We start from the raw sequence: 18,307 nt of genomic DNA, 5'->3' as shown, positions 1-18,307 counted from the left end.
GTCATGAGAGTCAGCGTTTTCGGGCTCGGCTACGTGGGCTGCGTGTCGGCCGCGTGCCTGGCCGGCATGGGTCACGAGGTCATCGGGGTGGACGTCAACCAGGTGAAGGTCGACCTGGTCAACGACGGCAAGGCCCCGGTGGTCGAGGAACGGATCGGCGAGCTCATCGCCGAGGTCGTGCGGACCGGGGCGCTCCGCGCCACCGGTGACGTCCGCGAGGCCATCATGGGCAGCGAGGTGTCGCTGGTCTGCGTGGGCACGCCGTCGGAGCCCAACGGCAGCCTGTGCACCACCTACTTGGAGCGGGTCACCGAGCAGATCGGCGCCGCGCTGGCTGAACGAGGCGGACGGCAGACCGTCGTGTTCCGCAGCACCATGCTCCCCGGCACCTGTCTCAACCTGCTGGTGCCGATCCTGGAGAAGAACACCGGCGGCACGGCCGGGGTGGACTTCGGGGTCGCGGTCAACCCGGAGTTCCTGCGCGAGGGTACGAGCGTGCGGGACTTCTTCGATCCGCCCAAGACCGTCATCGGCGAGCTCGACCCGGCGAGCGGCGACGCGGTGCTGGCACTGTACGACGGCTTGCCGGGCGAGGTGTTCCGGGTGCCGGTACCGACGGCCGAGGCGATCAAGTACGCGGACAACGCGTTCCACGGCCTCAAGATCGGCTTCGCGAACGAGCTGGGCGCGGTGTGCCAGGCGCTCGGGGTGGACTCGCACCAGGTGATGGACGTGTTCCTGGCCGACCGCAAGCTGAACATCAGCCCCGCCTACCTGCGGCCCGGCTTCGCCTTCGGTGGCTCCTGTCTGCCCAAGGACCTGCGCAGTCTGGTCCACGCGGCGCAGCGGGCCGACGTCTCGGTGCCCATCCTCTCCCACGTGCTGCCCTCCAACTCCGACCATCTGCAACGCGCGGTGGAGCTGGTCGAGCGCACCGGCAAGCGCCGGGTGGGGATGTTCGGGCTGTCCTTCAAGCCCGGCACCGACGACCTCCGCGAGAGCCCGCTCGTCGAACTGGCGGAGAGGCTCCACGGCAAGGGGTACCACCTGCGGATCCACGACGCCAACGTGAGCCTCTCCCGGCTGCTCGGCGCGAACCGCGAGTACATCGAGACCCGGCTGCCGCACCTCGCGCAGCTGCTCGCGGACTCCGTCGAGGAGGTGCTCGAGCACGCCGAGGTGTGCCTGGTCGGAACCAGGGATCCGGCCGTCGTCTCGGCACTGCCCCATGGCGGCGGCCCGGTGATCGTCGACCTCGTCCGCCTTCCCGACGCCGAGGCGCGCCGGGCCGAACCGGGGTACGTGGGCCTTGCTTGGTAACGCAGTCAGCGGTGACGGGTCGGGCCGGCGCGCGCTGATCCTGGTGGAGAACCTGTCGGTGCCGTTCGACCGGCGGGTGTGGCAGGAGTGCACGACGCTGCGCGACGCGGGCTGGGAGGTGCACGTCATCTGTCCCCGGGGGGAGAAGCGGGACACGGAGCCGGAGGCGTTGATCGACGGGGTGCGGATCCACCGTTACCCGTTGCGCGCGGCCACCGGAGGGCCGGCCGGCTACCTGCGGGAGTACGGATCGGCGTTGTGGCACACGGCCCGGCTGGCCCGCAAGGTCGGCCCGGTCCACGTGGTCCACGCCTGCAACCCGCCCGACCTGCTGTTTCTGTCGGCCCGTTGGCTGAGGCGGCGCGGCGCGCGGTTCGTCTTCGACCAGCACGACCTGGTGCCCGAGCTGTACCTCTCCCGGTTCGGCCGCGGTGAGGACCTGCTCTACCGCGCCGTGTGCGCGCTGGAACGGCGGACCTACCGGGCCGCGGACATCGTGCTCGCCACGAACGAGAGCTACCGGGAGGTCGCGGTGCGGCGTGGCGGCCGACGTCCTGAGGACGTCTTCGTGGTGCGCAGCGCGCCCCAGATCGAGCGGTTCCAACCGGTGCCGCCCGAACAGGAGTTGAAGCGCGGGAAGCCTCATCTGCTGTGCTACCTCGGTGTGATGGGCCCGCAGGACGGCGTCGACTACGCCTTGCGCGCCCTCGCGAAGCTGCGCGACGAATTCGGAAGGACCGACTGGCACGCGGTGTTCGTCGGCTCCGGTGACGCCTTCGACGCGATGGTGGAGCTGTCCCGGCGGCTCGGGCTCACCGAGCAGGTGCAGTTCACCGGGCGCGTTCCGGATGCCGACCTGGTGCGCTACCTGTCCACCGCGGACGTGTGCCTCTCCCCCGACCCGCGCAATCCGCTCAACGACGTGTCGACGATGAACAAGGTCCTGGAGTACATGGCGATGGGCCGGCCGATCGTCTCGTTCGACCTGAAGGAGGCGCGCGTCTCCGCCGGTGACGCCGCCGTCTACGCGCCGGCCAACGACGAGGGCCGATTCGCCGAGCTCATCTCGGTGTTGCTGGACGATCCGGAGAAACGGGCCCGGATGGGCAAGATCGGCCAGGAGCGGATCGGCGGGCAGCTTTCCTGGCGCAACTCGCAGACGGCGCTGCTCGCCGCCTACGCCGCCGCCTGCGGTGACCGCACCGCGGTGTCGGCGGGCGGCCCGGTGCGCACAAGGAAGAGGCAGCGCAGTTGAACGAAGACACCATCCGCCTCGTCACGATCGGGCGGATACTGCGTCGGCGGTGGCGGCTTCTCGCCGTCCTCGCCGTGATGGGCGCACTCGTCGGCTACGGCACCTCGGTGGTGGTGTTCCCGCCGCGTTACACGGCGTCGGCACCGGTACTGCTGCCCGGGGTGTGGGAGGACCGCGAGCTGCTCACCCAGGTGGACATCGCGACCAGTTCGGCGGTGGTCGACCGCGCGGCCGCCGCTCTCCACTGGTCCGGCGTCAGCGGCACCGAGCTGCGGGACCAGGTGAGCGCCAAGGCAGCCGACGGGAACATCATCAACATCTCGGGGACGGCCGACACCCCTCAGCGCGCGCAGCGGCTCTCGGACCAGATGGCCCGGCAGTTCGTGCAGTTCACCGCGCAGATCGCGGGCAGCGGCACCGACGCCGGAGCGGCTTCGGGAACCGAGGCGCTGCGCAAGCAGGTGGCGCAGACCAACCGCCGCATCACCGACCTGGCCAAGGCGGCCGATCCGGGGCAGACCGTGGAGAGCGTGCAGGCCCGCACAGCGCTTGAGAACCTGCGCACCTCGCTGGAGGCGGCCATGAAGAAGCTGGACGACGCCGACCCGGCGACCAACAAGGCGGGCCTGGTCGTCATGGGACCGGCTGCCCGGCCGACCGGCGAGGCGCCCCCGACGAGGATGCAGCTCATCGGCGGCGGGGCGCTGCTGTTCTTCCTGCTCGCGGTCATCGGCCATCTCGTCGCCGCGCGGAGGAATCGCTGGCTGCGCACCGAACCGGAGATCGCCGCCGCACTGGGCGCGGCGTCGCTGGGCACCGTCGACGTGCCCGGTGAACGGCGCGCGCACCGGCCGGAAGGCGGGGGCCGGCGATCCTGGATCCGGCGGCTCCTCGGCCTCGACACCCGGTGGGACGTGCCGGCCCCGCAGAGGTCCGGCGACGAGGCCGGCCGACGGATCCGCTACCGGCGGGTGTGCGCTCGCCTCCGGGATCAGCTGCCGGCTCCCCGTCGGCTGCTGGTCGTCGTCCCGGACGGTGACGAGATCGCCCGCCGGGCCGCGGGGCAGCTCGTCGCCGAGGCCCAGAGCGATCCGCTGCTGCGGATGGTGGAGGTGTCGGTGGAGCGGCCGGCGGTGCCGGACCGCGACACCGAGTCCGGTGCCCTGGTGGTCCTCAGCGCGGGCAGCCGGACCGCGGAGGAGCTCGCCGGTATCGCCGACGCGTGCGCGGACGGCAGGCACGACATCGTCGGCGTCGTCGTCGCCGACCTGGTCCAGGACCACTCCACGCGGTCTGCCAGCCGGCATCCGGACGACGCCACTCCGGCGTTCGCGGTGCGCGGCCACGCGACGGGAGGTTCAGCGTGACGACCAGCACGACCTCGGAGTCGTCGGCCGCCGCTCCGCTCCTCGACCTGCAGGCGCTGGTGGTGTCGGTGCGCAGGCGCCGCCGCCTGTGGTGCGCCATGGCGCTCCTCGGACTGCTGCTCGGCGCCGCGGTGGCGGTCCTGATGCCGCCCCCGCCGAGCGCGACGACCAAGGTGCTGGTCGCGCACGAGGAGGACCAGCCGAACGACACCGGGACGCTCATCCGCACCGACGTCGCGGTGCTGCAGACCTCGCGGATCGCCGGCCTGGCCCTGAAGTCCCTCAAGTCCTCCGAGAAACCCGCGGACTTCATGCGGGACTACCGTGGCACCGGTCTGACCAACAACCTGCTGCAGATCGATGTGACCGGTGGCAGCGACGCGGAAGCGGTGGCCCGGGCCAAGGCGCTGGCCGACGCGTTCGTGGCGGACCATGTGCAGCGGATGCAGGAAACCGCGAAGGCCGAGGCCCAGGCCCTGCTCGACCAGCGTGACCGCACGCGGGACGAACTCGCCCAGGTCAACAAGGAGATCGGGAACCGGTCGCCGGACAGCGACCCGACGGCGTCGGCGAGCATCGAGTCGCTCTTCGCCCGCCGGGCCGAACTCAACTCGCGCATCGCCGATTTCGACCAGCGCGCCGCGGACGCGCGTACCGGCACGCCCAGGGTCGTCGCCGGCACGCAAATCGTGGACGCCCCGCGCGCGGTGCGACACTCCCTGCCCAAGGCAGCCGCCACGGACGCCGCCATCGGGGCCGTCCTCGGGCTGGTCCTCGGGCTCGCGCTGGCCGCGGTCGGCGTCGTGGTGGCGGACCGCCCCGTGCTGCGCCGGGACATCGCGGCGAACCTGGGTGCCTCGGTCATCGCGGAACTGCCCCGCCGCTCGGGCAGGCTGTGGCAGCGCCGACGGACCCGGACGGCACGTGAACGGCTCACCACGTCCCTGGCCCGCACCGTGCGCGGCTCCGCGGAACCGGTGTCGCTGCTGGAACTGGGCTGTGCGCGCAGCACGAGCGTGATCGCGCTGGACGTGGCCAGGGCACTGGCGGACGAGGGGCCCGTGGCCGTCATCGACGGTCTGCCCGGCCCGCACCTCTCGGGCCATCGCCCGAAGCCGGGGGATCCCACCGTGGTCAGCGGCGAGCGTGCCGCGGCCGTGCAGCATCAGGGGCGCCTGCTCGGCGTCGGCTCGGTGGCGCCCGGCACCGCGTGGACCGACCTGCAGTACCTCGGCACCCGGACCGTGCTCGTCGTACGGGCCGGGCACGGCAGCGCCGCATGGCTGCACACCGTGGCGCGGCAGCTCGCGGACCAGCGCATCCCGGTGATCGGGGTGGTGCTGATCGACCCCGATCCGCGGGACCGCACCGACGGCACGCTGTGGGACGGGCTGAACATCGCGCTGCGCGGCCGTGCCGAGCGGATGCCCCGGCAGAAGGGCACGAACCAGCCGCGGACGGAGCGGCAGCCGATCTGGGCCGCACGCGTCCCGGGCAACGACCAGGAGGCGCGGTAGGACATGTGTGGCATCGCAGGCACTTACCGATGGCCGGACGGAAAGATCGTGACCGACCGGCTCACCGACACCCTCGCCCACCGCGGCCCGGACGGGGCGGGCCGGTACAGCCACCCCGTCGCTGACGGCGAAGTGCACCTCGGGCACCGCCGGCTGGCCATCATCGACCTGTCCGAGACCGGGGCCCAGCCGATGGTCTCGGACGGCCTCGCCCTGACGTACAACGGCGAGCTGTACAACGCGCCCGAGCTGCGCGCCGAACTGGCGGCCGCCGGGGTGCGCTTCCACGGTACCTCCGACACCGAGGTGCTCCTCGAGGCCTGGCGGCGCTGGGGTACGGACTGTCTACCGCGGCTGCGCGGGATGTTCGCGTTCGGGATCTTCGACGAGCGCACCGGTGAACTGGTGCTGGTCCGCGACCAGTTGGGCATCAAGCCGCTGTTCCTGCTCCGGCGCGGCGAGGGCCTGGTGTTCGCTTCCGAGCTCAAGGCGCTCGCCGGCGCGACCGGCGGGTCCCTGGACGTGGACCATGCGGCGCTGGTGGCCTCGCTGCTGTACTACTGGGTGCCGGACTCACGGTGCGCGTTGCGTGAGGCGGAGAAGCTGTCGCCGGGGAGCTGGCTGCGGTGCCGGCCCGACGGCCGGGTGGAGCGCGGCAGGTTCTGGAACCTGAAGGACGTCGCCGCCGAGGGCCGGGAGCGGGCCCGGGCCGGCGAGCAGCCGGACCTGGCCGCCGTCGTCGAGGAGTCGACCCGCCGCCATCTGCTCTCCGACGTACCTGTGGCGACCTTTCTCTCCGGTGGCCTCGACTCCAGCTATCTGACCGCGCTGGCGGCCCGCCACCAACCGGGGATCTCCGCCTACACGATCGGGTTCCGCGCCGAGGACGCCAGGTTCGAGGCGATGCCGGACGACCTGCGCTACGCCCGGCAGGTGGCCGGGCGGTTCGGCGTCGACCTGCACGAGATCGAGATCGCCCCGAACGTGCTCGATCTGCTGCCGCAGATGACGTACCACCTCGACGAGCCGATCGGCGACCCCGCCGCGATCAACACGTACCTCATCTGCTCGGCCGCCCGGGAGGCCGGGGTCAAGGTGATGCTCTCGGGGATGGGCGCCGACGAGCTGTTCGCCGGGTACCGCAAGCACCTGGCCAACCTGATCGCGCTGCGCTACCAGCGTGTCCCACGGCCCCTGCGGCGCGGGGTGTCCGCGGCCGTGGACCGGCTGCCGGTCGCCACGTCCCGCCGGGGGTACCGGTCGGTGCGCTTCGCGAAGCGGTTCCTCTCCTTCGCGGACCTGCCGGAGGAGACCGCGTTCCGGCGCAGCTACACCATGTACGACCGGGACGAGCTGCTCGCCCTTCTCGATCCGGACCTGGCCGGGACGGTCGACGACGTGCTGACCGAACACCGGGACGTCTACCAGGACAACGACCTCGACGACTTCGTCAACCGCATGTGCCTGACCGACGCCCGGATGTTCCTGCCGGGTCTGAACCTCACGTACACGGACCGCTCCAGCATGGCCGCGTCGACCGAGGTGCGGGTGCCGTACGTGGACGTCGAGGTGGTCAGGGCGGCGTTCGCCGTGCCCGGCGACCGCAAGATCGTCGGACGGCAGGGCAAACGCGTCCTGAAGGAGGCGGCCACCTCGGTCCTGCCCCGGGAGATCGTGTACCGGCCCAAGGGCCTGTTCAGCGCCCCGCTGCGCGCCTGGATGAGCCGGGACCTGGCGCCGCTGGTGCGCGAGGTGGTCAACGACGGCGAGCTCGTCCGCTCCGGGTTCCTGCGCCGCGACGCGCTTCAGCGGCTCGTCACCGAGGACGCCGCCGGGCAGCGGGACTTCTCCAAGCATCTGTGGCATGTGCTGACCCTCGAGTACTGGTATCGCGACGCGACCTCTGGGTCCGGCCAGAGCACTCGGCAAACGGCTTAGGAAGACAGAGGAGTTCGGGTGAAGCAGGTTGTACAGAACTACAAGAGCGGCGAGCTGGCGGTGCTCGACGTTCCGGTGCCGGGGTGCAAGCCGGGGGGTGTGCTGGTCCGCAGCGCCTACTCGTTGATCTCCACGGGGACCGAGCTGATGAAGGTGTCCGAGGCCGGCATGTCGATGCTGGGCAAGGCACGCTCCCGTCCTGACCAGGTGGCCAAGGTCATGCAGAGCGTGGCCACCAACGGAGTGCCCGCCACCTACCGCAAGGTGATGGGCAAGCTGGACTCCTACACGCCGCTGGGCTACTCGCTGTGCGGGGTGGTCGAGCAGGTCGGCGCCGGCATCGACGATGTGAAGGCCGGCGACGTCGTGGCCTGCGCCGGCAACGAGCACGCGCTGCACGCCGAGCTGAACTGGGTACCGAAGAACCTCTACACCCCGGTGCCGGACGGTCTCGCTCCCAGGCACGCGGCGTTCGGCACCGTCGGGTCGATCGCGCTGCAGGGCGTCCGCCAGGGCGAGCCGCAGCTCGGCGAAGTGGCCCTCGTCATCGGCCTCGGGCTGATCGGGCAGCTGGTGGTGCAGCTCCTCGCCGCCTCGGGAGTCCGCGTCGTCGGCGCCGACCCCGACCCGGTGCGCTGCGAACTCGCCGAGCGGCTGGGTGCGGCTGCCTGCGGCGACCCCGCGTCCGCGACCGTGGAAGCCGCGGTCGCCGAACTCACGGGCGGGCACGGAGTGGACCAGGTGTACCTGGCCGCCGGCGGCGGCAGCAACCAGCCCGTCGAGCTCGCCGCCAAGCTCTGCCGGGACCGCGGCCGGGTCGTCGACATCGGCAAGTGCCGCCTGGACCTTCCGTGGAACGCGTACTACGAGAAGGAACTCGACGTCCGGTTCTCGCGTTCCTACGGGCCCGGGCGCTACGACCCGTCGTACGAGCTGGAGGGGCGCGACTACCCGATCGGCTACGTGCGCTGGACCGAGCGCCGCAACCTGGCGTGCTTCCTCGACCTCCTCGCCCGCGGCAGCGTCGACGTGGAACCCCTGATCTCCCGCATCGCCGACTTCGACGACGCCGTCGAGACGTACCAGCGCCTCAAGGACGGCGAACTGAAGGCCGTGGCCGTGCTGTTCCGCTACCCCGAGCACCCGGCGGAGGCGGAGGAAGCGGCGGAACCGGCGGCCGTGTCGGTGGCCGTTCCCGCGGTGAAGGTGCAGCCCGGTCCGGCCCGGCTCGCCAAGTCGCGCGTGCGGCTCGCGTTCATCGGCGCGGGCAACTACGCGACGTCGATGCTGCTGCCGCACCTGGCGCAACGCGAGGGCGTGGAGTTGTCGACGGTCGTCACGACGACGGCGCTGTCCGCGGCCAACGCGCAGCGGAAGTTCGGCTTCGCCGAGGCGACCACGGACCTCGACGCCGTGCTCGGCGACAAGTCCGTCGACGCGGTGTTCGTGGTCACCCGGCACAGCTCGCACGCCGAACTGACCCGCAAGGCGCTCCTCGCCGGCAAGACCGTGTTCGTGGAGAAGCCCCTCGCCCTCACCGAGGACGAGCTGGCCGGTGTGCTCGCGGCGGTGGAGGAGTCCGGCAACGACCGGCTCCAGGTGGGCTTCAACCGGCGGTTCGCGCCGTTGCTGCAGGAGGCCAGGAAGCGGTTCGGCGCCCGGACCGGTCCGGCCGGCCTCCGCTACCTGGTCAACGCCGGACGCCTCGACCACGGCAGCTGGTACCTCCAGCAGGGCTCCGAGGGCTCGCGGTTCCTGGGCGAGGGCGGGCACTTCATCGACACGGCGAGCTGGTTGCTCGACGCCGACCCGGTGTCCGTGTACGCGACCGCCCCGGCCGGCAACGAGGACCTGCAGATCGTGCTGCGCTACCCGGACGGGTCCACCGCCACCATCAGCTACGTCACCTCCGGCCCGTCCGCCTTCCCGAAGGAGACGCTGGACCTGATCGCGGACGGTCGCGCGCTGCGGCTCGACGACTTCGTGCGTGCCTCGGTGTATTTCGAAAAAAGCACAGCCGGCCAGAAGCGGTGGGTCAGTTCGCGGCTGCCCAAGGCCCGGGACAAGGGCCAGAACGCCGAACTGGCCGCGTTCGTCAAGGCCGTGCGGACCGGCGGGCCGATGCCGGTGTCCTTGGAGTCGCTGGTCGCCACCACGGCGGCCACCCTCGCCGTGCAGACCGGTCTGGCCGGCGGTGCGCCGGTGACGTTGGCGAGGGCACGATGAGCATGAGCGCGGGCTGGTACCTCCGGCGGCTGTCCCGGATGGGACCGCGGGAGGTCGGCGGCCGGGCGGGCGACGCGGTGCGCAGACGGCGGTGGCGGTCGGCGCGGCCGGAGTGCCCGAGGGTGACCGGCGTCCGGTTCACCGCCGTCCTGCCCGCCGGGACGATCGCCGCGGTGCCACCGGACGCCGCGAAACGGCTCATCGCCGAGGCCGACCGGCTGATGGCCGGGCACGCCGAGTATTTCGGGGTGGTCCGCGACGACCTGACCAATCCGGACTGGTGGCGCGACCCGAAGACCGGGCGCCGGGCTCCCTCGGGTTACGCCTTCGACGTGCCGTACCGCAACGAGGACGCGGTCGGCGACATCAAGCAGATCTGGGAGCTGTCCCGGCATCAGTACCTCACCGTGCTCGCCGCCGCCTACGCGCTCACCGGGGACGAGCGGTATGCCGAGCGCGTGGCCGAGCACCTGCGGTCGTGGTGGGCGGTCAACCCACCGCTGCGCGGCGTCCACTGGATCAGCGGCATCGAGCTGGGGATCCGGCTGCTGTCCTGGGTGTGGGTCCGCCGGCTGCTCGACGGCTGGCCGGGCGTGGCCGCTCTGTTCGAGGACAACCCGGTGGCGCTGAACCAGATCTGGCACCACCAGCGCTGGCTGGCCGCCTTCCCCAGCCGGGGGTCGTCGGCGAACAACCACGTCATCGCCGAGGCCGCCGGGCAGTTCGCAGCGGCCTGCGCGTTCGCATGGTTCCCCTCCTCGGTGCGTTGGCGAGCCGACGCGCTGCGGTCGCTGGAGCGGCATCTGCGCGGCAACACCTACCTTTCCGGCATCAACCGTGAGCTGGCCACCGAGTACCACGGACTCGTCCTCGAACTCGGTCTGGCCGCCGTGGCCGAGGCGGACGCCGCCGGCGTACCGGTCCCCGCGTCGGTCCGCCTGGTGCTGCTGCGTATGACCGACGCGCTCGCCGCCATCGTGGACGACCGGCTCCGGCCGCCGCGTCAGGGGGACGCGGACGACGGGTACGGCCTGGTCGTGGACGGCGCGGGCACCGACCGCTGGGGCTCGCTGCTGGCCACCGGCGACGCCGTCTTCGGCTCGCTCCCCTGGTGGCCGGCGGTGACCGGCACCGACGTGCGCACCCCGCTGCTGGCGGCGCTCATCAAACCCACGGAACCGTCCGCGCGCCGTCCGGCGGAGCGACCGGCCCACTTCGCCGACGCGGGGCTCACCATCCTGCGCGGTCCGCAGGAGATCTGGTGCCGCTGCGACGGTGGCCCGCACGGCTTCCTGTCCATCGCCGCGCATGCCCACGCGGACGCGCTGTCCGTGGAGGTCCGGCACGACGGGGTCGATGTGCTCGCCGACCCGGGGACGTACTGCTACCACGGGCAGCCCGAGTGGCGGCAGTACTTCCGGTCTACCCTCGGCCACAACACCCTGCAGCTGGACGGCGGTGACCAGTCCGCCTCCGGCGGCCCGTTCCTGTGGACCCGGCATGCCCACAGCCGCGTCCTGGTCGCGGACACGTCCGGCGCCTCGGCAGGGGGGACGGCCCGCTGGTGTGCCGAGCACGACGGCTACCAGGGCTCCGTGCACCGCCGCCGGGTCGAGCTGACGGCCGCGAGCCGGGAGCTGAGGGTGGTCGACGAGGTCCGCGGCGGGCACGGCCCGCGGCGGACCGTACGCCTGGCGTTCCACCTCGGCCCGGCGATCAGCGCGGACCTGGCCGGGAACCGGGCACAGCTCACCTGGACCCGGGACGGCGAGGACCGCTCCGCGGTGCTCGACCTGCCAGGGCAGTTGTCCTGGCGGGCGCATCGTGGTGAGACCGATCCGCCGCTGGGCTGGTACTCCGCCGGCTTCGGGCGCAAGGAACCCGCCACCACGCTGGTCGGCACCGGCTTCACCGACGGCGCGGAGGACTTCACGACCGTGCTCAGGTTCCGGGGCTAGGGGGGACGCGTGGAGATCAAGTGGCGGAATCTGGCGTTGTCCGCGGCGGCGCTGGCCCTGCTGGCGGCGACCGGCTGTCAGAGCACGCCGGGCGCCTCGGCGGCAGAGCCGACCGCCGCGCCGTCCACGCCCGTGACCCGACCCGTGGCAAGGATGTGCGCCGAGCCCGGGGCCGGGCCGGCGAAGGCGCCGGCACACGCTGTGACGGTCGACCCCGCGGTGGTCGGTGACCTGGCCGCGAAGACCAAGAACAGCCCCCCGAACACCACGTTCTGGCTTCGCCCGGGCAGGCACAGGCTCGAGCCGGACCGCTACGCCCAGGTCATCCCCAAGAACGGGGACCGCTACATCGGCGCGCCGGGCGCGGTGCTCGACGGCCGGAAGAAGAACCAGTACGCCTTCGGCGGCAGCGCCCGGGGCGTCACCATCCGCTACCTGACCGTGCAGGGTTTCGTCGCGCCGCAGAACGAGGGCGTGGTCAACCACGACTCCGCCGACGGGTGGGTGATCGAGCACGCGACGATCCAGCACAACTCGGGTGCCGGGCTGATGGCCGGTTCCCGCCAGCGGGTCCGCGCCAGCTGCCTGCGCGACAACGGCCAGTACGGCATGAACGCCTACAAGTCCAAAGGCCGTGTCAGCGGTCTGCTGGTCGAGGGCAACGAGATCGTGGGCAACAACACCGGCGACTGGGAGCGGCGCACGCCGGGCTGCGGCTGCACAGGAGGCGTGAAGTTCTGGGCCGTCGACGGCGCCGACGTACGCGGCAACTGGGTGCACGACAACCGCGGAGCCGGGTTGTGGGCGGACACCAACAACAACGACTTCCGCATCGAGGACAACGTGCTCGATGCCAACGACGGTGCCGCGCTGATCTACGAGACCAGCTACAACGCGGTCATCCGGAACAACACGATCCGGCGGAACAACTGGGTCGACGGCCGCAGGCAGGCCGACCGCGGCGACAACTTCCCGTATCCGACCATCTACCTGTCCGAGTCGGGTGGCGAACCCCGGATCAAGGCCCGCACCGACAAGATCGAGATCTACGGGAACCTGCTGGAGAACAACTGGTCCGGGATCACCCTGTGGGAAAACGCCGACCGGTTCTGCAACAGCCCGGCCAACACCTCGTCCGGTGACTGCACCTTGCTGGTCGGGGACGTCCACCGCTGCGTCAAGCCGGCGATCACCAGACCGCCGCTCTACTCAGACTGCCGGTGGAAGACCCAGCGGGTCGACATCCACGACAACCGCTTCGTCCTGGACAAGTCCGTCGTCAAGTGCACGGCGAGGTGTGACCGAATGGCGTTGCTGGCCAACTACGGCACCTATCCGGACTGGTCGCCGTACAAGGGCGAGCGGGTGGCCGAGTCGATCACCCGCAAGCAGCACAACCGCTGGCACCACAACGTCTACCTCGGACCATGGAAATTCGTCGCCTACGACCCGAGCCGGGTGCTCGACTTCGGTCAGTGGCAGGGCGCGCCGTACCAGCAGGACGCGGGCAGCACCTTCCACGCGCGGGACGGTGGTTGAGATGGGCGGGGACAACAGCGCACCGAAGATCGTCGGGACGGTGTGGGGGCTGCTGGTCCTCAACACGCTCGGCTCCGCGGGGGCGAAGACCATCGTCCCGCTGCCCCGCTCCCTCATCCAGATGGTCACCATGGGCGCGCTGGTCGCCGCGTTCGCGCTGGCGCTCGCGGTCAATCTCCGGCTGCGCATCCGAGCCAGTGCGTACGTGTTCCTGCTCACCCTGCTGCTGGTTTCGAGCGTGATCTCCAGCGCGGACCTCGAGTCCGGGTTCGGTGCGCTGTTCCGCTGCTTCCGGCTGGCTCTCTTCGTCGGCACCCTGTGGCTGCTCGGCCGCTGGTGGGACGGCGGCCTGACGTTCGTCCGGCACCACATCCGGATGTACTTCGCGGTGCTCGGGACGGTGGCCGTCGGCCTGGTCGTCTCACCGGGCGCCGCCCTGCCCGACCTCTACGGCGGACGGCTGGTCGGCGCACTGTGGCCGCTCACCCCGCCGCAGATCGGGCAGTACGCCGCGGTGATCATCGGGCTCACCGTGCTGCTCCTGCTGGGTGGCCGGACCGACAGGACCAGTGCGGCGGTGGTCATCGTGCCGTCACTCGTGCTGCTCGCGCTGACCCATACCCGAACGGCCACGCTGGGGCTGCTGCTCGGGCTGGTGCTGGCGATCGGCTCGCTCCTCCTCACCAGCGCCGCGGCCCGCCGCTTCTTCACCTGGGCGGTGCTGTGCGCCACGGTGGCCGCGGTGGGGTTCGCCTCCGTGCTCCAGGCGTGGTTCCTGCGCGGACAGAGCAAGGAGAACTTCTCCAGCCTCACCGGTCGGGCCAAGGTCTGGGACGCCCTGCTGGCCGCACCGCGGACGACCGGGGAGAAGTTGTTCGGCGTGGGCCTGGGCGACAAGTCGTTCGGCGGGCTGCCGATCGACAACAGCTGGCTGGCCGTCTACAACGAGCAGGGGCTGATCGGCGTCACCCTTGTCGCGGCGTTCCTCATCGTGCTGGGCGGCGTCGCGTTGCTGCGGCCGCCGTCGCTGCAGAGGGCCTGCGCGATCTTCCTGATCAGCTACTGCGCGATCGCGTCGTACACCGAGGCCGGGCTGGGCGACGCCTCGCCGTATCTGCTGCACCTCGCCGTGGCCGCCTCGCTGCTGGCGACACCCGCCGCGGCCACTCCCCTGTCGGCGCCCGAAGTCCCTCGACGACGCGTCCCACGCTGGGCCCAGAAATCGGAGGTGACTTGAGCATGGACGGCCTTCACGTGCTGGTGGTGCACAACCGCTACGCCTCGGCGCAGCCGAGCGGGGAGAACAGGGTCGTCGACCAGGAGGTGGCGCTGCTGCGGGGGGCGGGTCACCGGGTCGAGGTGTTCGAGCGGCGCAGTGACGACATCGCCGCGCGGTCCCTGCTGGGCAAGGCCGCGCTGCCGCTGCTGGTGCCGTGGAACCCGGCGGTCCGCACGGAACTCGCCGCCCGGCTCCGCACCGAGCGACCGGACGTGGTGCACGTCCACAACGTCTTCCCGCTTCTGTCACCGGCGGTGCTGGCCGCCTGCGCCGACGCCGGTGTACCCGCCGTCGCCACGCTGCACAACTACACCCAGGTCTGCCCGCCCGGCACGCTGCAGCGGGACGGCCGGCCGTGCACCGAGTGCGTCGGGACGACACCGCTGCCCGCCGTCCGGCACGGCTGCTACCGGAACTCCCGCCTCGCGACGGTGCCGCTGGCGGTCAGTCTGTCGGTCAACCGGCGGCGGTGGTGGTCCGGCGTGGAGCGGTTCTTCTGCATCTCCGCGGCGCAGCGCGACGTCCTGGTGCGGGCCGGCATGCCGGCCGAGCGGCTGACGGTGAAGCACAACTTCGTGCCCGACCCGGACGTACGCAGGACGGGTGCCGGAGAGCATCTGCTCTATCTGGGCAGGCTCGCCGAGGCCAAGGGCGTACGGCTGCTCATGGCCGCGTGGGACGAGGTCGCGGCGAGCGGCGGTGTGGGCGTGTCGCTCGTGATCGCCGGCACGGGGCCACTGGAGCCGGAGGTGACCGCCTGGGCGGCAGGCCGTGACGACGTGCGCCACGTCGGCCTGTTGGACCCGGCGGAGTGCCAGAAGGCCATCGCGCGATCGGTCGCCGTGGTGGCTCCCTCGACGTGGCTGGAGGCGTTCGGCCTGGTGGTCGTGGAGGCGATGGCGGCGGGGGTCCCGGTCGTCGCCGCCGGTCACGGCGCCTTCGTCGAACTCGTCGAGGACGGCGTGACCGGGCTGCTGCACCGGCCGGGCGAGTCCGCCTCGCTCGTGTCCTGCATACGCCGGGTCGCGGCCGAGCCGGGGCCGGGCCGGGAGATGGGACGGGCGGCCCGGCTCCGTTACGAACAGGGTTTCAGCCCGGCTGTCGGGTTGGAGCGCCTGGTGGAGGAGTACCGCACCGCGATCGCGGGTCGGTCAGCACTGACTCGTGGCGGGGAGACCCGCGCGAGCAGGGGGGATGGGAACAGCAGATGACACGATGCCGACTGTGCGGCTCGGAGGCGATGGCGAGCGTCGTCGACCTCGGGGCGACGCCACCATGTGAGAGCTTTCTCGCCGCGGACCAACTGGACCAGCCGGAATCGGCGTACCCGCTGCACCTGCGGGTCTGCACCGACTGCTGGCTCGCGCAGATCCCGCCGCTGATCACACCGGAGGAGACGTTCAAGGAGTACGCGTACTTCTCCTCCTACTCGACGTCCTGGGTGGAGCACGCGCGCACGTTCGTCGCCGGCGCCGTGCGGCGGCTGGGTCTGGGCACCGACGCCTTCGTGGTCGAGGTCGCGAGCAACGACGGGTACCTGCTGCGGCACGTGGTGGACCGCGGGATCCGCTGCCTCGGCATCGAGCCGTCGGTGAACGTCGGCGCCGCGGCCCGGGACGCGGGTGTGCCCACGCTCACGGAGTTCCTCGGCCCGGACACCGGCGCGGCCGTCCGCGCCGAGCACGGCCCGGCGGACCTGGTCGTGGCCAACAACGTGTACGCGCACATCCCCGACGTGGTCGGGTTCACCCAGGGGCTGCGCGCCCTGGTCGCCGACGACGGCTGGGTCTCCATCGAGGTGCAGCACCTGCTGACCCTGATCGAGGAGAACCAGTACGACACGATCTACCACGAGCACTTCCAGTACTACACGGTCGCCTCCGCGATCCGGGCCCTGGCGAGCGGCGGACTCGCTCTCGTGGACGTCGAGTTGCTGCCCACGCACGGTGGCTCCATCCGGCTGTGGGCCAGGCCGGCCGAGGTGGCCGGCGAGCCGAGTCAGCGGGTGGCCGACGTGCTGGCCCGGGAGAAGGCCGCCGGACTGCAGGAGCTGTCCGGGTACACCGAGTTCTCCGCCCGGGTGGCCAAGGTGCGCCGGGACCTGCTGAGGTTCCTCATCGAGGCGGCCGAGCGCGGCGAGACGGTCGTCGGCTACGGCGCCCCGGGCAAGGGCAACACCCTGCTCAACCACTGCGGCATCCGTCCCGACCTGCTGCCGTACACGGTCGACCGCAACCCCTACAAGCACGGCCGGTTCACCCCGGGCACCCGCATCCCGATCCTGCCGCCCGAGCAGATCGCCGCCGACAAGCCGGACTACGTGCTCGTCCTCCCGTGGAACCTGCGGGCCGAGCTGGTCGAGCAGCTGTCCTTCGTGCACGACTGGGGCGGCCGGCTGGTCTTCCCCATCCCGGAACTGAGCATCGTCGACGTCGCGTCTCGAGAGGGCACAGCATGAAGGTCGTTCTGTTCTGCGGCGGTTACGGGATGCGGATGCGCGCCTCGGGCTCCGACGACGTGCCCAAGCCGATGGCGATGGTCGGCCCCAGACCGCTGATCTGGCACGTCATGCGCTACTACGCGCACTTCGGGCACACGGAGTTCGTCCTGTGCCTCGGGTACGGGGCCCACCACATCAAGGACTTCTTCCTCAACTACGAGGAGACGACGTCCAACGACTTCGTACTGCGGGGCGGGCGGACGGAGTTGCTGTCCACCGACATCTCGGACTGGACGATCACGTTCGCGCAGACCGGTATCGAGTCGCCGATCGGGGAGCGGCTGCGCCGGGTACGGCACCACCTGGACGGCGACGAGATGTTCCTCGCCAACTACGCCGACGTGCTCACCGACGCCCCGCTGCCGGAGATGATCGACAACTTCGCCCGGCGCGACGCCGGTGCGTCGATGATGGTGGTCCCGCCGCAGTCGTCGTTCCACTGTGTGGACCTGGGCGAGGACGGCCTGGTGGGGGGCATCACCGCGGTGAGCGAACTGCCGCTGTGGGAGAACGGCGGCTATTTCGTGCTCCGCCAGGAGATCTTCGACCACATCCCGGAGAACGGGGACCTGGTCGCCGACGGATGCGCCCAACTGGCCAAGCGTGGCCGCCTGGTGGCACACCAGCACCGCGGTTTCTGGAAGCCGACCGACACCGTGAAGGAGCGGGCCGCGCTCGACGCCGCCTACGCCCGCGGCGACCGCCCGTGGGCGGTGTGGGAACGGGACGGCGCGGGAGCCGGCGCCGGAGCGAGGGCGTGATCCGGCTCGGGGCCGGGCGCCCGGACCGGATCGTCGCGGTGGGCGCGCACTGCGACGACATCGCCATCGGCGCCGGCGGCACGCTGCTGACGCTGTGCCGCGCGCGGCCGGGCATCCGCGTCGACGCGCTGGTGCTCTCCGGTGGCGGTGGCGAGCGGGAGCAGGAGGAGCAGGCCGCGCTCACCGCCTTCTGCCCGGACGCCGACCTTCGGCTGACGGTGCACAAGCTGCCGGACGGCCGGCTGCCCGCGCACTGGGAGGAGGCCAAGGCCGCGGTCGAGGAACTGCGCGCGCAGTCGGAGCCGGACCTGGTGCTGGCGCCGCGCACCGACGACGCGCACCAGGACCACCGCGGCCTGGCGCGGCTGATACCCACCGCCTTCCGCGACCACCTCGTGCTCGGCTACGAGATCGTCAAGTGGGACGGCGACCTCGGCCGTCCGGCGGCCTACCAGCCGCTGTCGCCCCGGATCGCCGAAGAGAAGGTGCGGCTGCTGCAGGAGCACTACCCCTCGCAGCGGCACCGGCCCTGGTACGACCGGGAGGCCTTCCTCGGCCTCGCGCGGATCCGCGGCATCGAATGCCACGAGCGATACGCCGAAGCGTTCGCCGTCACCAAGCTCACGCTCAACCTGGGGGGTTGAACC

General features: G+C 71.6%; 13 protein-coding genes. All 13 read left to right on the top strand.

What is annotated here, in order from left to right:
• Window positions 1-3: 3 nt before the first annotated feature.
• Genes ACFYZQ_RS27045 through ACFYZQ_RS26985 form a run of 13 tightly spaced genes read left to right on the top strand, consistent with a single transcriptional unit; the run spans window position 4 to window position 18,304 of the window.
• Window positions 4-1,320, top strand: coding sequence for a nucleotide sugar dehydrogenase (locus ACFYZQ_RS27045; protein ID WP_389152739.1), 1,317 nt, complete (start codon window positions 4-6; stop codon window positions 1,318-1,320).
• On the top strand, window positions 1,310-2,575 hold the full coding sequence (locus ACFYZQ_RS27040; RefSeq protein ID WP_389152736.1) for a glycosyltransferase family 4 protein: 1,266 nt from the start codon (window positions 1,310-1,312) through the stop codon (window positions 2,573-2,575). Before ACFYZQ_RS27045 ends, ACFYZQ_RS27040 begins: the two co-directional genes overlap by 11 nt.
• Window positions 2,572-3,942, top strand: coding sequence for a Wzz/FepE/Etk N-terminal domain-containing protein (locus tag ACFYZQ_RS27035; protein WP_389152734.1), 1,371 nt, complete (start codon window positions 2,572-2,574; stop codon window positions 3,940-3,942). The genes ACFYZQ_RS27040 and ACFYZQ_RS27035 overlap by 4 nt, the downstream gene beginning before the upstream one ends.
• On the top strand, window positions 3,939-5,459 hold the full coding sequence (locus ACFYZQ_RS27030; RefSeq protein ID WP_389152731.1) for a Wzz/FepE/Etk N-terminal domain-containing protein: 1,521 nt from the start codon (window positions 3,939-3,941) through the stop codon (window positions 5,457-5,459). The genes ACFYZQ_RS27035 and ACFYZQ_RS27030 overlap by 4 nt, the downstream gene beginning before the upstream one ends.
• A 3-nt stretch (window positions 5,460-5,462) precedes the next feature.
• The gene (gene asnB / locus ACFYZQ_RS27025; RefSeq protein WP_389152728.1) at window positions 5,463-7,397 is read left to right on the top strand and encodes an asparagine synthase (glutamine-hydrolyzing); all 1,935 of its coding nucleotides are present in this window, start codon (window positions 5,463-5,465) and stop codon (window positions 7,395-7,397) included.
• An 18-nt stretch (window positions 7,398-7,415) separates the two neighbouring features.
• On the top strand, window positions 7,416-9,623 hold the full coding sequence (locus ACFYZQ_RS27020) for a bi-domain-containing oxidoreductase (RefSeq protein ID WP_389152725.1): 2,208 nt from the start codon (window positions 7,416-7,418) through the stop codon (window positions 9,621-9,623).
• Window positions 9,620-11,581, top strand: coding sequence for an alginate lyase family protein (locus ACFYZQ_RS27015; RefSeq protein WP_389152722.1), 1,962 nt, complete (start codon window positions 9,620-9,622; stop codon window positions 11,579-11,581). Before ACFYZQ_RS27020 ends, ACFYZQ_RS27015 begins: the two co-directional genes overlap by 4 nt.
• Before the next feature lie 9 nt (window positions 11,582-11,590).
• A complete protein-coding gene (locus ACFYZQ_RS27010; protein WP_389152719.1) occupies window positions 11,591-13,120 on the top strand; it encodes a right-handed parallel beta-helix repeat-containing protein in 1,530 nt (509 codons plus the stop codon).
• 1 nt (window position 13,121) lies between these two features.
• Entirely contained in the window at window positions 13,122-14,357 is a 1,236-nt protein-coding gene (locus ACFYZQ_RS27005; protein WP_389152716.1) for an O-antigen ligase domain-containing protein, read from the top strand.
• Between the two features lie 2 nt (window positions 14,358-14,359).
• On the top strand, window positions 14,360-15,610 hold the full coding sequence (locus tag ACFYZQ_RS27000; RefSeq protein WP_389152714.1) for a glycosyltransferase: 1,251 nt from the start codon (window positions 14,360-14,362) through the stop codon (window positions 15,608-15,610).
• Entirely contained in the window at window positions 15,607-16,857 is a 1,251-nt protein-coding gene (locus ACFYZQ_RS26995; protein WP_389152711.1) for a class I SAM-dependent methyltransferase, read from the top strand. The genes ACFYZQ_RS27000 and ACFYZQ_RS26995 overlap by 4 nt, the downstream gene beginning before the upstream one ends.
• Window positions 16,854-17,660: a glucose-1-phosphate cytidylyltransferase gene (locus tag ACFYZQ_RS26990; RefSeq protein ID WP_389152708.1), complete on the top strand. Its 807-nt coding sequence runs from the start codon at window positions 16,854-16,856 to the stop codon at window positions 17,658-17,660. Before ACFYZQ_RS26995 ends, ACFYZQ_RS26990 begins: the two co-directional genes overlap by 4 nt.
• Entirely contained in the window at window positions 17,657-18,304 is a 648-nt protein-coding gene (locus tag ACFYZQ_RS26985) for a PIG-L deacetylase family protein (RefSeq protein ID WP_389152705.1), read from the top strand. The genes ACFYZQ_RS26990 and ACFYZQ_RS26985 overlap by 4 nt, the downstream gene beginning before the upstream one ends.
• Window positions 18,305-18,307: the final 3 nt, after the last annotated feature.

The sequence above is a fragment of the Streptomyces sp. NPDC001843 genome (assembly GCF_042891955.1).
Classification (GTDB): Bacteria; Actinomycetota; Actinomycetes; order Streptomycetales; family Streptomycetaceae; genus Streptomyces.
Note: the sequence above shows the minus strand (reverse complement) of the source record. Positions and strands in the feature narration are given on the sequence as shown.